The sequence below is a fragment of the Flavobacterium sp. LHD-80 genome, from assembly GCF_030929605.1.
GTDB lineage: Bacteria > Bacteroidota > Bacteroidia > Flavobacteriales > Flavobacteriaceae > Flavobacterium.
Genome location: NZ_JAVFVS010000008.1, coordinates 294,231 through 309,785 on the forward strand (window position 1 = coordinate 294,231; position 15,555 = coordinate 309,785).

Here is a 15,555-nt window from a genome sequence, read left to right on the forward strand (position 1 = left end):
TTGCACTTTCGTGCAACTTTAATACATTTGTACTTTATGAGTAATAATCAAAAGATTAGAACTGTTATTTTTTTTAAAAATTATTTCAATGAGTTTTTTGTCAAGCAAAAAGAAAAAGTACAACAAAAAATTGTTTGGACGATTGATTTAATTGAAGAATTAGATAGAATTCCTGAAACATATTTGAAGTATATTGAAAACACAGATGGACTTTATGAAATTAGAATTCAACAAGGAAATGACATTTTTAGAATTTTTTGTTTTTTTGATGAAGGAAAGTTAGTTGTATTAACTAATGGATTTCAAAAGAAAACTCAGAAAACACCAAAGAGAGAAATTAAAAAAGCTTTAAAAATTAAAAAGAATTATGAAAACGAAAAATAAGAATCTAACAACTTTAGAAGAGTTTAAAGAGCTTCATTATGGGAAAATTGGAACACCAAAACGAGATGAACTAGAAGCTGGTTATGAGAATTTTAAAATAGGAGTATTACTTCAAGAAGCAAGACTTCAAAAAGGAATGACTCAAGAAGAACTTGCAATAAAAGCAGGAACAACAAAATCATATATTTCTAAGATTGAGAATAACGTAAAAGAAGTCAAATTTTCAACACTTCAAAAAATCGTAGAACTTGGTTTGGGAGGGCATTTAGAGTTGTCAATTAAATTTTAAATTTGCAATTCTTCTTTTTCCAAAAACAATATCTTCAAAAATTCCCCGTTCTAATTATTACCAAAGATTTTTAAAACTTAGCATCTCAGTAACTAAGTAACTCAGCATCTTTCTCTAAATTAAACCTTTAAGAGAAAGTCAAGTCTTATTGTAATAATTTCTGCATCATGAAAAAAAGCAATCTTTGGTCACTACGATTAGGTTTTTCGGGGAAACAAGCAGCTCAAATTGAGAAATTAGGTTTAGAGAAATTTCTAAAGCATTCTTTTGATTCAAAATTTGATGACAAGCTTCCTGCTTTTTTAGATGATGATCCCAAAACATTAATCGAACTTAAAGAATTAAAAGAATCCATAAAAACCGCCGATTCTGAAGCTAAAAAGAAACTTCTCAAAAAAGAGGTTTACTCTTCGGTTGAATTAAAAAAATGTTGGATTTCTAAAATGCGCAATGACGAGTTTCCGTTGCGTGAAAATATGGTTTGTTTTTGGCACAATCATTTCGTTTCCACTTCTCAAAAAGTAAAAGTCAATTACTGGATTTATCAGCATAATATGATTTTGCGTGAAAATGCTTTTGGAAATTTTAAAGAATTGACCAAGCAGATTTTGAAATCAAACGCCATGATAAAATATCTGGATAATGTCGATAATAAAAAAGGAAAATTCAACGAAAATCTAAGCCGTGAATTACTCGAATTATTTACACTCGGAATTGGGAATTACTCCGAAAGTGATATTAAAAACGGCGCAAGAGCTTTGGCGGGATTAAATTACGGAAATGAAGAAGCGCATTACAGAAGCCTTGCTCAAGATTTTTCAGATAAAACCTATTTCGGCAAAACCGGAAACTGGAATTCAGATGATTTGATTGACATTATTTTCGAGCAAAAAAATATTCCGTATTTAATTACCAGAAAAATTTTAAAATGGTTTATTGACGATTCTCCGTCAGAAGATTTAGTAGTTTATTATGGAGATTATTTCAGAAAGGTAAAATTCGAAATACAGCCTTTATTGATCAAGATTTTTATTGAAGAATATAAAAAAGAAAAGTCGGGAACAAAAATCAAAAATCCGCTCGTTTATATTTTACAGCTTTTGGATGAGCTTCATATTGATGATCTCGACGACGAAATGATTTTGTTCTTCTTGAAACAGCAAGGAATGGATTTGTACAATCAGGTCAATGTAAAAGGTTGGGACGGCGGGAATTCATGGCTGACGTCACAAATTTATCTGCAAAGAAATAATACTTCAGATTTGCTTTGCAGCGGAAGAAGCATTACCAGAAAAGTATTAAATAACATGAATGCTGATGATGAAAAGCCAAAAGCAGCATTGGAGAAAATTGATGTAAAAATCGATTTTGACACGAACGGAAATAATAAAACCATAATTTCAGAATTATCCAACCGATTGTTATTTAAAGTAAATGATTCGATGCAAAAAGACATGGAAAATTTGCTGAAATATGATTTTGATCCACAAGAAGCACACGCCAATTTTGCTGTAATAAGACTCTTTAATTACATTACAAAATTACCAGAATATCAATTAATTTAGAAAGCTACAGCTATGAACAGAAGAAATTTTCTAACATTGACAGGAACTTTTACAGGTGGAATGCTGGTACTTCCTGATTTTTTACATGCTTTTGGTTCACAGAATAATTTAATAATTGGAGAGCAATGCGTTGTTTTTGTGCAATTGAATGGCGGAAACGACGGATTAAATACTTTCATACCATATGATGATCCTTTATATTATGAGTATAGAACCAAAATTGCGTTGAGTAAAGATTTGGTTATCAGTAAAAATAAAGGAATGGCGTTTCATCCGTCATTGAAAGATTTTGCCCAAATGCAACAAAACGGAGATTTGACCGTAATTCAAAATGTGGGATATCCGGAGCCTATTCGTTCTCATTTTAGAAGTCAGGAAATTTGGCAGACTGCAACTGATTCTAATAAATATATAAACGAAGGCTGGCTAGGAAGATATTTAGATTTGCAATGCAACGGACATCAGGCGACAGCCGGTATAAATTTAGATTCAATTGATAATCTTGCCTTAAAAGGTATCGAACCTAATTTTATAACGGTAAAAGATCCAAGCCGATTTAAAATAAAATCAGATAAAGAAGAAGATGTGACGCTGTCAAATAATCCGCATTTGGATTTTGTTCGAAAAATTGCCAATTCGGTTACTGAAGGTTCAGATGAAATTCAGAAAGCTTTGGCAAAATCAAAAGCCGAAATAAGTTATCCAAAAACAGAATTATCCAAAAAACTTGAATGGATTGGAAGATTGATAAAAGGAAATTTGAATTCGAAAATATATTACACTTCGCTTGGTGGATTTGACACGCATGACAATCAGCTAGCAATTCACGAACGAAAATTGACAGATTTGAACGATTCGTTATATAGTTTTTATCAAGATTTGAAACAAGCGCAATTATTGCAGAATGTGACCGTCGTTGTTTTTTCTGAATTTGGGCGACGAGTAAAAGACAACGGCAACGGAACTGATCACGGAACGGCTGCGCCAATGTTTATTATTGGAGGAAATAATAAAGGAACGATTTTAGGAAATAATCCAAATTTAGCCGACTTAGATAACGGCGATTTAAAATATCAAACTGATTTTAGAAGTGTTTATGCGTCTTTATTAAAAGAGAAATTGAATTTTGATTATTCTAAAATCGGGATTTCAAATAAACCGGTTTCTGGAATATTTGGATAATCGCAATCTTGTCATTCCGAGGAACGAGGAATCTTCGTAAGTAACTCCGCAATCAAAAGCGCCAATCTTTGTAGAGCTACTTACGAAGATTCCTCGTTCCTCGGAATGACAAGAAAGGAGAAAAACATTCTTTAATTAGAGAAATTGAATGCTAAAAGGACAATGATTTACAGTAATTCGTGAATTCGTGGTGAAAAAAAACTTAGTGACTTAGTATCTCAGCATCTTAGAACCTCGTTTTAATATTCTCATTTTAAGCCCATATTTTTATATTATCATACAAAACCTGCTAAATTTGTTAAGAAATCCCTTTTTGTTTCATAAAATGCAATCTTTTTTTTGGTGCGGTAAAAATAATTTATACATTCGCAGAGAATTTAAACAATAACACAAACGAAATGGCATCTAACCGTTTTTATTTTAGCAACTCTTTTTATTTCTTCTTTAGTAGAAGTGAGGATTGTGCTATGGTTATTTGAGAAATATAAAGACAAATAAAACTAATATACAATCCTGATGCAAATCAGGATTTTTTTTTGAATATATGACAACGAAAATTGCAATACAAGGTATAAAAGGATCTTTTCATCATCAAGTTGTGAAGGAGTATTTCTCTGAAAATGTGGCTATTGATGAATGTTTGTCTTTTGAAGAATTAATCGACAGCCTTCTTTCAGGAAAATCTGATCAGGCGGTTATGGCGATTGAAAATTCGATTGCAGGTCCAATTATTCCGAATTATGCTTTGATTGACAAGAATAATTTACACATTATTGGAGAGCATTATTTAAATATTAGTCAAAATTTAATGGCTTTAAAAGGTCAGAAAATTGAAGACATAAAAGAAGTTCATTCGCACCCAATGGCCATTTTGCAATGCATGGATTTCTTAAAGCAATATCCAAATATCAAATTGGTTGAGGATAAAGATACAGCTGAAACGGCAAGAAGAATTCAGGAAAAACAATTAACCGGAATTGCAGCAATTGCAAGTAAAACGGCTTCTGAAATGTATGATTTAGATATCATTGCGCCGGAAATTCAAACGATCAAAAATAATATGACTCGTTTTGTGATTATCAAAAAACAAAATTCATTTTTGCCAGAAAGCGAAATCAACAGAGCGTCTATCAAATTTGAATTGGATCACAAAAGAGGAAGTTTAGCGGCGGTTTTGAATGTAATGAGTGACTGCAAATTGAATTTGACAAAAATTCAGTCGCTTCCAAAAATTGAAACACCTTGGAAATATTCATTTTTCGTAGACGTAACATTCGAGAAATACGAAGATTTTGCAAAAGCCAAAACGTTATTAAACATCATGGCAGAGTATTTTAAAGTGTTGGGAGAATATAAGAATACAAAACCTTTAAGTCAGTCTTAAAGTTGGAAAGTCGAAAGTCTTAAAGTCCAAAAAGCAGAAAACAAATTAAAAAGTTTAAAAGAGCCTAAAGCCTAAAGCTTGTGGCCTAAAGCAATAAAAACAATGATTACAACAGCAAAAAGATTAGATACAGTTGAAGAATACTACTTCTCATCAAAATTGAGAGAAGTTCGTCAACTGCAGTCTGAAGGAAAATCGATCATCAATATGGGAATTGGAAGCCCTGATTTGAGTCCGTCAAAAGCAGTAATTGAAGCAGTCGCTGCGGCAATTCAAGACGAAAACGGGCATGGTTATCAAAGCTATCAGGGATTACCGGAATTGAGAAAAGGGATGGCCGATTTTTATCAGAATCAATTTGGTGTTGAATTAAATCCGAATAATGAGATTTTGCCTTTGATGGGTTCGAAAGAAGGAATTATGCACATTTCGTTAGCATTTTTAAATGAAGGCGATCACGTTTTAATTCCGAATCCGGGTTATCCAACTTATACTTCGGTAACAAATTTGGTAGGAGCTGCTCCGGTTTATTATGATTTGAAAGAAGAAAATGGCTGGGAACCAGATTTTGAAGCTTTAGAAAAATTAGATCTTTCGAAAGTAAAAATTATGTGGTTGGGATATCCCCACATGCCAACAGGAGCGAGAGGAAGTTTAGCGTTATTTGAAAAATTGGTTGCTTTTGCTAAAAAACACAATATATTATTGATCAACGACAATCCATATAGTTTTGTTTTGAATGATAATCCGATGAGTTTATTGCAAGTTGAAGGAGCGAAGGATGTAGCTTTAGAATTAAATTCATTAAGTAAAACCTTCAACATGGCAGGCTGGAGAGTCGGGATGGTTTTAGGAAATCCTGAAATTATCGATGCAGTCCTAAAAGTAAAAAGCAATATGGACAGCGGAATGTTCTACGGAATCCAGAAAGGTGCAGTTGCAGCTTTAAATTGTGATAAATCTTGGTTTGAAGATCAAAACAAAATCTACAGACGCCGAAGAGAATTAACAGAAAAACTAGCAGAGAAATTAGGTTGTAAAGTCTATAAAGAAGGAGTTGGGCTTTTTGTTTGGGCAAAACTTCCGGAAGGAATCGAATCAGCAGAAAAGTTCATTGACGAAATATTATATGAGAAACACATTTTCATTACACCGGGAACTATTTTTGGTAGCAACGGCGAAGGTTATATCAGATTCTCATTGTGTGTGAAAGAAGAAAAAGTACAGGAAGCGATAGATCGATTTTGAAAATTTTAGATATCAGATTTTAGATTTTAGATTGTCAGGCTGAGCGAAGTCGAAGCCCACGTTCCAATTGGAAAACCCTTCGACTTCGCTCAGGGTGACAAGTCGAAAAACAAGATTTGAAAATTAAAGAAATAGTATGAAAGTATACGTAATAGGAATAGGATTAATAGGCGGTTCGATGGTGCTGGACATCAAAGACCAACATCCTGATTCGACCATTTTTGGAATCGACAGCAATGAAAAACATTTGCAGGAAGCCATTGATCTAGGGGTTATCGACGAAGCGGGAAGTTTTGAAGATTTGGCTGAAGCTGATTTTGTAATCGTTTCGGTTCCGGTGGATGTGGCGCTGACGGTTTTGCCAAAAGTTTTGGATTCAGTTGGAGATAAAACGATTGTTTTTGAAGTTGGTTCGACAAAAAAACCAATTTGTGATGCAGTTGCCAATCATCCGAAAAGAAGGAATTTTATTGCCACGCATCCAATAGCAGGAACGGAGTTTTCAGGACCTTCGGCGGCGATAAAAGGTTTGTTTAAAGGAAAGACAAACATCATTTGCGAAGTGGAAAAAACCACTTTTAAATTGCAGGAAAAGGCTTTGAAGCTTTTTAGCGAAATTGGAATGAGGATTCGATATATGGACCCGACTTCGCACGATAAACACATTGCTTACGTTTCGCATTTGTCGCACATTAGTTCGTTTATGCTCGGGAAAACCGTAATGAATAAAGAAAAAGACGAGCAGGATATTTTTGACATGGCGGGAAGTGGATTTGAAAGCACCGTTCGTTTGGCAAAAAGTTCTCCAGCAATGTGGACACCAATTTTTAAGCAGAATAAAGAACACGTTCTGGAAACATTAGAAGAATATATTTCAAATCTCAGTCGGTTTAGGGATTTGTTGAAAGACGAAAATTACAATGCCATTTTTGAAGAAATGGAAAGCACAAATAAAATAAAAGAAATACTAAACGGATTAACAACAACTAAAAAGTAAAATTAGAATTAAGATGGAAAATAAGAAAGAAATGAGAAAGTGGTTAGAAGATTTCAATTTAAATCACCCACTTGTGATAGCAGGACCATGTAGTGCAGAAACTGAAGATCAAGTATTGAAAATTGCTCACGAATTGAAAGATTCAAAAGTTAGTGTATTCAGAGCTGGAATCTGGAAACCAAGAACTCGTCCGGGAGGATTTGAAGGTGTTGGAGAAATTGGTTTGAAATGGTTGCAAAAAGCAAAAGCTGAAACTGGTTTATTAATGGGTACTGAGGTTGCGACTGCTGCTCACTGTAAACTAGCTTTAGAACATGATATCGACGTTTTATGGGTTGGTGCTCGTACAACTGCAAACCCTTTCGCAGTTCAGGAAATTGCTGATACTTTGAAAGGAACTGATAAAATCGTTTTGGTTAAAAACCCTGTAAACCCAGATTTAGCTTTATGGTTAGGTGGTGTTGAGCGTTTACACATGGCTGGAATCGAGAAATTAGGAGTTATCCACAGAGGTTTCTCTACTTACGAAAAAACAAAATACAGAAATATTCCAGAATGGCAAATTGCTATCGAATTGCAAAATAAATTCCCTGATTTACCTTTAATCATCGATCCATCTCACATTACAGGAGATCGTAAAATGATTTTTGAAGTAACACAAGAGGCTTTAGATTTGAACTACGATGGTATGATTATCGAAACGCATATTGATCCAGACAATGCTTGGTCTGATGCGGCTCAACAAGTTACTCCAGATGCTTTGAAACAAATCATTAAAGATTTGACGATCAGAAAAACGGATGATACTACAGATGAGTACAGCCAAAAAATGAAAAAACTAAGAGCTAACATCGATGTTTTGGATGCTAACTTATTAGAATTGTTAGGAAAACGTATGAAAGTGGCTGACGAAATTGGTCAAGTGAAAAAAGATGCAAACGTTGCGATTCTTCAAAACAACCGTTGGAACGAAATCTTAGGAAAAATGATTCTTGAAGGTGAGAAAAAAGGTCTTACTGAAGAGTTTGTTTTGAGAATGTTCAAAGCAATTCACCAAGAAAGTATTGGTCACCAAGAGAAAATTTTCAACGCATAATTTTCTTTAAACCATATAAGTGATATAAGTTAATTTTGGTTTTTATAAACTTTGATTTTGAATTTTCTTATATCACGTTTTTAAAAACAGATTGTTTTTTTTATATTAAATCTCCATTGCTTTCGGGCTTTGGAGATTTTTTTTGCGCTTGTTTTAAATAGAAAATAAATCTGCTAATCGGCCAAATCTGCGAGAGAAAATAGTCGCCCAAAAATTTGGCAGATTTAACAGATAAAAATAAAATAATTATCTTCCCAACCTTTTGCAGTTTTTTGTTCTCTATAACAATATAAACCTTAATTTTTGTGTCATGAAATTAAAATCGTTTTCGTCTGTGCCGGGCATTTTTCAAATGAATTTGAATGTGTTGCTTTTCCTTCTGTTTTTTATTGGAACAAAAACTTTCGCACAAAGTCCTGAACTTACCGTTAAAGGAGAAGAAGCAGAAAAAGTACGAATGAATAAACTGTTCGTCAATGTAAAAGTGGTGGGCAACATTGCTTATACAACTGCCGAAATGCATTTTTTTAATTCGGGGACACGACAAATGGAAGCAGAACTTATTTTTCCGTTGCCAGAAAATGTTTCGGTTTCAAGATATGCGATTGACATAAATGGGAAATTACGTGAAGCTGTTCCGGTGAATAAAAATAAAGGGAAACAGGTTTTTGAGGCCATCGAACATCGTCGTGTTGATCCAGGATTATTGGAGAAAGTCGACGGGAATAATTTTAAAACGAGAATTTATCCACTTATGCCAAATGGCGAACGAACTGTTGTTATTGGTTATGAAGAAGAACTTTCGGCTTTTGACAAAGATAATTTGGCGTATCAATTGGTGAGCCGATTTCCGAAAAAATTAGATCAGTTTGAAATTAATGTTTCGGTATTAGGAGCTTCAACCGCGCCAATTGTTACTGGAAATTCAGGAAACGAAATTACTTTTTCAAAGTGGAATCAGGCTTTTCAGGCTTCGGTAAAAAAAGAAAATTATCAGCCTGAGGAAAATTAGTTTTTAAGATTCCGATACAGCAAAATAGTCCAAGTGTTTTGATGCAGAATGCGGGCGGTCAATATTATTTTTACGGAAATACTTTTATAGAAGGAAATAAAAGCGCTAGAAAAACTCCGGATTCAATTGGTTTGATTTGGGATAATTCTCTGAGCTGTAAAAACCGAGATACAAAGAAAGAATTGGATTTACTGAATGCTTATTTCCAAAAGATAAAAAACACAAAAGTGACTTTGTATTTTCTAAATTATACTTTCGAAAAACAAAAAGAATTTGTGATTTCTAACGGAAATTAGTCTGAATTAAGAACTATTTTAGAAAATACAAAATACGATGGCGGAACGCGTTATTCGCAAATCAGTTTTGAAAATCAGGATGAATTTTTATTTTTCTCTGATGGATTATCTTCTTTGAGTGAAAATCTTCTTCCAAAAACTAAAAAACCGGTTTACACTATTACATCCTCAGTTTCTGCAGATTTTGCTTTTCTGAATTTTTCTTCTACTAAAACTGGCGGAAATTTCATCAATTTGAATCAGATAAATTCGGAAACGGCTTTGGATAAAATGACAAATTCAAGTTTGAAGTTTCTTGGTATAAAAGAGAATTTGACTGTAACTGATTTGTTTCCTATGGAAGGAACTTCTGTTTCTGGAAATTTTAGTTTTTCGGGAATTTCTTTGAATCCACAAAACGAAATTACACTTCTTTTTGGCTACGGAAATGAGGTAGTTTTAGAACGAAAAATTTCGCTTGACGTTACAGCTCAGAATGCTGGAGATATTAATGTGGAAAAACTTTGGGCACAGAAAAAAATCGCTAATCTTGAATTGCAATATTCAAAAAATGCAGATGAAATTGAGCTTCTTGGAAAGAAATTCGGAATTGTAACTAAAAATACCTCGTTGATTGTTCTGGAAAATCTAAGTGATTATATTTTATATGATATTGTACCGCCTGCAGAATTGCGTGCCGAGTTTGACCGAATTAAAAAACAGGAACATGATGCTACATTGGCACAACAAAAAAATAATTGGGAAAGTATTGAAAGTTATTTTGGAAGTATAAATGCTTGGTGGAAAAAAGACACGAAGTATTCTGCAACTAAATTAGCGTCAAAATCTAAAGTTAAGAATCCCCAAAGAGCAAATAATAGCAATGTTGCAAATACAATTTTAAGAACTAGCCAAACAGTCCCGGCTGGATTTATTTCTGGAGTTGTTTTAGATGGAAATGATCAGCCATTGCCAGGAGCGAGCGTTAATATAAATGGACGAAATGAGGGAGTTCAAACTGATTTTGATGGAAAATTTAGTATAAAAGCTCCTCAGAATACTATTCTTAATATTACCTATATTGGTTTCGAACCTGCTCGTGTTAATGTTGGCAGAAATAATCTAGTTTCTATAAGATTGAGAGAGAACTCACAGAATTTGCAGGAAGTAGTTACTGTTGGCTACGGTACTATAAAAGGTGATCCTGATGCTGTTTTAACAGTTGATGAACCCGTTGGTAGAGGAACAGCTACGACAGTAATTGAAGAAGACAATAATGTGTATAATACTTCTCCACCGCCAACAGCATCAAAAGTTGATCAGGTAAAATTTGTTGCACCATTAGTAGCAAAATCACAAGAAGTTACCGAAGATATACCGGTAGTCACTGAATTAAAAGATAAAAAAGTTGGAAGTGAAGTAATAAATGGAAGTGCCAGAGAATTAAAAGTAGTTGCAGTTGTTGGACCTGGAACTCAAAAAAAATCAGATGTTGTTGGTGCGATTTCAGAAGGCCTTTTAAAAAATAAGGATCTTTCGGAAGATTTAAATTTCAGTAGAGGTTATTCAACAGGAGATACAAGAAAACCTTTAATTATAGTTGATGGTCAGTTTTATGAGGGTGAATTGACCGATTTAAAGTCAGATGATATCGAAAGCATAGAAGATTTGAAAGATGCTTCGAGAATTGCTACTTATGGCAGTAGAGGGGCAAATGGAGTTATCATTATAACAACAAAAAAGAAGTCTTCAAATAGTGGCGTTGTTCAAACAAAAAGTTGGAATCCAGATCGATTGTATTTAAAAGCATTGGCTTCGGCACCAAAAGAAAAACAATATGATTTGTATTTTGAATTGAGAAAAGCTCAGGAAAGAAATCCGAGTTTTTATTTTGATGTGGCTCATTTTTTCTACAATCAAGGTGATGTAAAAAAAGCACTGCTGATCCTTAGTAATATTGCTGATTTAGGTTTAGAGAATCATCAGCTTTATAAAACTTTGACGTATACTTTGCGTCAGTGGAAAGATTATAATGATGCCGTTTTTACCGCAAAACAAGTTGTAAAATGGAGAGAACATGAACCACAGAGCTTAAGAGATTATGCATTAACACTAGAAGATGCAGGAAAATATCAAGAAGCTTTTGATCAATTAATCAAGGCGCTTGAAGTGAATTATTATGGAGAAATGAGCGGTCAGTATGAAGGTGTAGAGGATATTGTTTTGATGGATATTAATCGAATGATAACAGAACATTCTGGCATAAAAACAGGTAAGCTTGCTAAAAAGTACCTTGCAAAAATGCCGGTTGATATCAGAATCATTATGAACTGGAATCAAATGGATGTTGATTTGGATTTGCATGTAATTGAACCAACGGGTGAAGAATGTTACTACAGCCACACTTCTACACAAATTGGAGGAAGATTTTCTAAAGATTTTACAGAAGGTTATGGGCCAGAGCAATATATACTTCGAAATGCAGTAAAAGGCAAATATCAAATTAAGACTGATTTTTATGGCGAAACAGAATTAACCGAAAATGGTCCAGCAACAATTTTGGTTGAAATTTATACGACTAAAGCCGGAAAAACATCCAGAACTTTGAAAACAATTCAGTTAGGAAAAATTAAAGAGAATGATATTTTAGCCGAAATTATCTGGTAAAGTCTGCATATTAAGCTGATGTCTTTCAAATTTAAAAGGCGAAATTGCGTTGTTCCATTCTAAAAACGTAATTTTGCCTTTTATTTTTTAGGTTTTACAACATTCTAAAATCTAAAATCTACAATCTAAAATTAAAGAATGACAGGAACCGTTTATAAATCTACAGGAAGCTGGTATACCGTAAAATCTGAAAAAGGTGATTTTATCGAATGCCGTATGAAAGGGAAATTTAGAATTAAAGGTATTAAAAGTACCAACCCAATTGCTGTAGGCGATATTGTTGATTATGAATTAGAGGAAACGTCAGATACTTTGACCGGAACGATCCATAAAATTCACGAAAGAAAAAACTATATCGTTCGTAAATCGGTTAACTTATCGAAACAAATTCACATTATTGCTTCCAATATTGATCAAGTTTTTTTGCTGATTACTATTGATAATCCACCAACAACTACAAGTTTTATCGACCGCTTTTTGGTTACTGCCGAAGCATACGGAATTGAAGCAGTTCTGATTTTTAATAAAATTGACACGCTTAACGATCAGACTTTAGATGATCAGCTTTACTTGCAACATATTTATCAGGAAATTGGATATAAATGTCTCCGAATTTCATCTACAGAAAATAAAGGTGTTGATAAGCTGAAAGAAATGATGATTGGTAAAGTAAGTATGTTTTCAGGACATTCTGGAGTTGGAAAATCGACTTTGGTAAATGCGATGGAACCAAGCCTTCATTTAAAAACAACTGTAATTTCTGAGCAAAGCAAGCAAGGACAGCATACGACAACTTTTGCCGAAATGTATGATTTGTCTTTTGACGCTAGAATTATCGACACGCCAGGAATTAAAGGTTTCGGAATTGTTGATATGGAACCAACAGAAATTAGCGGTTATTTTCCAGAATTCTTCAAATTAAAAGATCAATGCAAGTTTAACAATTGTTTACACAAAGAGGAACCGCATTGCGCAATAAAAGCAGCTCTAGAAAGAGATGAAATCGCTTGGTCGCGCTACAATAGCTACCTTAAAATATTGGAAGGAGATGAAGAACATTATCGAACTGACAGCTATGGAGAAGATCGTGCGGCGAGTGATGAAACGAGAAAATAATTGTGAATTGTGAATGGTAAATTGTGAATTATGGCTGATAACATAATAAAAACAAAGTCTTTTAATTTTGCACTTAGAATTATCAAACTTTTTCAATTTTTAAAAGATGATAAAAGAGAATATGTTTTAAGTAAACAATTACTTCGAAGTGGTACAGCTATTGGTGCATTAATTAGAGAATCTGAGCAGGCAGAAAGTAAAAAGGATTTTATTCATAAACTTGCAATTGCACAAAAAGAGGCAAATGAAACAGATTATTGGCTGGAATTGCTTTTTCAATCTAATTACTTAAGTGAAATTCAATTTCAATCTATAAAGTATGATATTGTAGAAATAAATAAAATTTTAGCTTCAATTATTATAACATCCAAGCAAAAACTAAGTACTACATAAATTCACAATTTACCATTCACAATTCACCATTTCTATGAAAATTGTACTTCAAAGAGTTTCCCAAGCGTCAGTAACAGTTGATTCTAAAATTGTTGCCGATATTCAAAAAGGATTATTGATTTTAGTTGGAATTGAAGATGCCGATACTCAGGAAGATATTGATTGGCTTGCTGGGAAAATCATAAAAATGCGAATCTTTGGTGACGAAAATGATGTTATGAACTGCTCGGTTCAAGATATTGATGGCGAAATTATTGCCGTAAGCCAATTTACACTTCACGCTTCTACTAAAAAAGGAAACCGTCCCTCTTATATAAAAGCAGCAAAACCTGATTTTGCTATTCCAATGTACGAACGTTTTGTTGAAGCATTGGAAAAGGAATTCAATAAAAAAATACAAACCGGAATTTTTGGTGCCGATATGAAAGTCAGTCTTTTAAATGATGGCCCCGTAACGATTGTTATGGACAGCAAAAATCGCGATTAAAAAAAGTTTGACAAATGTTAAGGATTTCTAAAAAAAATATATATTTGAAGAAATTACTTACCAATGAGAAGCCCTTTTTTTTCGTTATTTTTTTGTTTAATTGCCCTTACTACATACGCTCAAAAGGTTAATTACAATATTACTTCAATTCCAGATAGTCTAAAACAAAACGCAAATGCAGTTGTTCGATTAGATCAAATGGATATCACGATTGTTTCCCAGCGAAGCATGAATGTGAAAACACAAAGAGTTGTAACGGTTTTAAATGACAAAGGACTTAGTCATATTGATGCTTATAAGCATTATGACAAAACTACTTCAATAAATAGCATCGAAGCTATTGTTTATGATGCAGCCGGAAACGAAATCAAAAAAATTAGACGAAAAGATTTTAGAGATCAAAGTGCTGTAAGCGGTAGTACACTTTTCTCAGACAGCCGTGTTGTTTATTTAAATTATACCCCAATTTCATATCCGTTTACGATTGTTTACACGTGCGAAACAGAAACTTCAAATACGGCTTTTATACCACGATGGTATTTTTTAAGTGGTTATAATGCAAGTGTCGAAAAATGTATTTTGAATGTTTCCTATCCAAGTGATTTAGGATTCAAGAAAAAGGAATTTCAGTTTTCTGGATATAACATAAAAAAAACAGAAGAATCAGCTACAAAACTGAGTTACATTGCAGAAAATATTTTAGCTCAAAAATCAGAAGATTTGAGTCCATCTTCAGAAGATTTGTTTCCAAGAGTCATGATGGGATTGGAAAAATTTCATTTAGAAGGTGTTGACGGAAATGCCACAACTTGGGAAGCATTTGGAAAATGGTACGGAGATAAAATTTTAACCGGAACAACTACTTTGCCAGAAGAAACCAAAGCGAAAATGAAAGCACTTGTTGGCGATGAAAAAGACCCAATCAAAAAAGCAAAAATCATTTACGATTATGTGCAGAAGAAATCAAGATATGTAAATATTGCGATTGGAATTGGTGGTTGGAAACCAATGCTGGCCAGCGACGTTGATCGTTTAGGTTATGGCGATTGCAAGGCTTTGTCAAATTATACAAAAGCACTTTTGCAGGCAGTTGATGTTCCGTCATACAATACAATTTTATATGGCGATTCTGAAAAGGCAAATATTCAGTCTGATTTTGTTTCAATGCAAGGAAATCATATGATTTTGGCAATTCCAAATGGAGATAATTACACTTTTCTAGAATGTACAAGTCAAGATAATCCGTTTGGTTATCAAGGAACTTTTACAGACGACAGAGATGTTTTAGTAGTGAAACCAGAAGGCGGGCAAATTGTTTGAACAAAAGTTTACGATGATAAAGGCAACGTACAAAAAGACAAAGGAATTTATTCGATTGATGAAAACGGACATTTTTCTGGCTCGATTTCAATAACTTCTGAAGGTTCTCAGTATAATGAAAAATACAGAATCGAAACCTA

At 33.5% G+C, this 15,555-nt stretch carries 15 protein-coding genes; all 15 read left to right on the forward strand.

Annotated elements, in window-relative coordinates; translation table 11 throughout:
- Positions 1-36: 36 nt before the first annotated feature.
- The 15 genes from RB619_RS12765 (at position 37) to RB619_RS12835 (ending at position 15,415) form a co-directional block, all read left to right on the forward strand.
- Positions 37-384: a type II toxin-antitoxin system RelE/ParE family toxin gene (locus RB619_RS12765; RefSeq protein ID WP_308097993.1), complete on the forward strand. Its 348-nt coding sequence runs from the start codon at positions 37-39 to the stop codon at positions 382-384.
- The gene (locus tag RB619_RS12770; protein ID WP_308097995.1) at positions 368-673 is read left to right on the forward strand and encodes a helix-turn-helix transcriptional regulator; all 306 of its coding nucleotides are present in this window, start codon (positions 368-370) and stop codon (positions 671-673) included. The genes RB619_RS12765 and RB619_RS12770 overlap by 17 nt, the downstream gene beginning before the upstream one ends.
- Before the next feature lie 167 nt (positions 674-840).
- Entirely contained in the window at positions 841-2,238 is a 1,398-nt protein-coding gene (locus RB619_RS12775; protein WP_308097996.1) for a DUF1800 domain-containing protein, read from the forward strand.
- A 12-nt stretch (positions 2,239-2,250) separates the two neighbouring features.
- Positions 2,251-3,420, forward strand: coding sequence for a DUF1501 domain-containing protein (locus tag RB619_RS12780; protein ID WP_308097998.1), 1,170 nt, complete (start codon positions 2,251-2,253; stop codon positions 3,418-3,420).
- A gap of 544 nt (positions 3,421-3,964) precedes the next feature.
- A complete protein-coding gene (locus tag RB619_RS12785; protein ID WP_308098000.1) occupies positions 3,965-4,804 on the forward strand; it encodes a prephenate dehydratase in 840 nt (279 codons plus the stop codon).
- A gap of 102 nt (positions 4,805-4,906) precedes the next feature.
- Positions 4,907-6,052, forward strand: coding sequence for an aminotransferase class I/II-fold pyridoxal phosphate-dependent enzyme (locus RB619_RS12790; protein WP_308098002.1), 1,146 nt, complete (start codon positions 4,907-4,909; stop codon positions 6,050-6,052).
- A 136-nt stretch (positions 6,053-6,188) separates the two neighbouring features.
- Positions 6,189-7,049, forward strand: coding sequence for a prephenate dehydrogenase (locus RB619_RS12795; protein ID WP_089054267.1), 861 nt, complete (start codon positions 6,189-6,191; stop codon positions 7,047-7,049).
- Positions 7,050-7,062: 13 nt separating this feature from the next.
- Entirely contained in the window at positions 7,063-8,145 is a 1,083-nt protein-coding gene (locus RB619_RS12800) for a bifunctional 3-deoxy-7-phosphoheptulonate synthase/chorismate mutase type II (protein ID WP_026728420.1), read from the forward strand.
- A gap of 310 nt (positions 8,146-8,455) precedes the next feature.
- Positions 8,456-9,157, forward strand: coding sequence for a VIT domain-containing protein (locus RB619_RS12805; protein WP_308098006.1), 702 nt, complete (start codon positions 8,456-8,458; stop codon positions 9,155-9,157).
- Positions 9,158-9,195: 38 nt separating this feature from the next.
- Positions 9,196-9,453, forward strand: a complete 258-nt coding sequence (locus tag RB619_RS12810; protein WP_308098009.1) for a hypothetical protein — start codon at positions 9,196-9,198, stop codon at positions 9,451-9,453.
- Between the two features lie 114 nt (positions 9,454-9,567).
- Positions 9,568-12,099, forward strand: coding sequence for a carboxypeptidase-like regulatory domain-containing protein (locus RB619_RS12815; RefSeq protein ID WP_308098011.1), 2,532 nt, complete (start codon positions 9,568-9,570; stop codon positions 12,097-12,099).
- Positions 12,100-12,237: 138 nt separating this feature from the next.
- Complete coding sequence (gene rsgA, locus RB619_RS12820; protein WP_308098013.1) at positions 12,238-13,215, forward strand: ribosome small subunit-dependent GTPase A; 978 nt, start codon at positions 12,238-12,240, stop codon at positions 13,213-13,215.
- Between the two features lie 30 nt (positions 13,216-13,245).
- Positions 13,246-13,608, forward strand: a complete 363-nt coding sequence (locus tag RB619_RS12825; protein ID WP_308098015.1) for a four helix bundle protein — start codon at positions 13,246-13,248, stop codon at positions 13,606-13,608.
- A gap of 34 nt (positions 13,609-13,642) precedes the next feature.
- Positions 13,643-14,095 carry a D-aminoacyl-tRNA deacylase gene (gene dtd / locus RB619_RS12830; protein ID WP_308098018.1) on the forward strand — a complete coding sequence of 151 codons (453 nt, stop codon included), beginning with the start codon at positions 13,643-13,645 and terminating at the stop codon, positions 14,093-14,095.
- A 63-nt stretch (positions 14,096-14,158) separates the two neighbouring features.
- Complete coding sequence (locus tag RB619_RS12835) at positions 14,159-15,415, forward strand: DUF3857 domain-containing protein (RefSeq protein WP_308098020.1); 1,257 nt, start codon at positions 14,159-14,161, stop codon at positions 15,413-15,415.
- The last annotated feature ends 140 nt before the right edge of the window (positions 15,416-15,555 follow it).

Coding starts and splice junctions, on each gene's coding strand:
- RB619_RS12765 (WP_308097993.1), top strand. CDS start 37: ATGAGTAATAATCAAAAGATTAGAACTGTTATTTTTTTTAAAAATTAT.
- rsgA (WP_308098013.1), top strand. CDS start 12,238: ATGACAGGAACCGTTTATAAATCTACAGGAAGCTGGTATACCGTAAAA.
- RB619_RS12790 (WP_308098002.1), top strand. CDS start 4,907: ATGATTACAACAGCAAAAAGATTAGATACAGTTGAAGAATACTACTTC.
- RB619_RS12835 (WP_308098020.1), top strand. CDS start 14,159: ATGAGAAGCCCTTTTTTTTCGTTATTTTTTTGTTTAATTGCCCTTACT.
- RB619_RS12785 (WP_308098000.1), top strand. CDS start 3,965: ATGACAACGAAAATTGCAATACAAGGTATAAAAGGATCTTTTCATCAT.
- RB619_RS12775 (WP_308097996.1), top strand. CDS start 841: ATGAAAAAAAGCAATCTTTGGTCACTACGATTAGGTTTTTCGGGGAAA.
- RB619_RS12805 (WP_308098006.1), top strand. CDS start 8,456: ATGAAATTAAAATCGTTTTCGTCTGTGCCGGGCATTTTTCAAATGAAT.
- RB619_RS12780 (WP_308097998.1), top strand. CDS start 2,251: ATGAACAGAAGAAATTTTCTAACATTGACAGGAACTTTTACAGGTGGA.
- RB619_RS12800 (WP_026728420.1), top strand. CDS start 7,063: ATGGAAAATAAGAAAGAAATGAGAAAGTGGTTAGAAGATTTCAATTTA.
- RB619_RS12825 (WP_308098015.1), top strand. CDS start 13,246: ATGGCTGATAACATAATAAAAACAAAGTCTTTTAATTTTGCACTTAGA.
- RB619_RS12795 (WP_089054267.1), top strand. CDS start 6,189: ATGAAAGTATACGTAATAGGAATAGGATTAATAGGCGGTTCGATGGTG.
- dtd (WP_308098018.1), top strand. CDS start 13,643: ATGAAAATTGTACTTCAAAGAGTTTCCCAAGCGTCAGTAACAGTTGAT.
- RB619_RS12770 (WP_308097995.1), top strand. CDS start 368: ATGAAAACGAAAAATAAGAATCTAACAACTTTAGAAGAGTTTAAAGAG.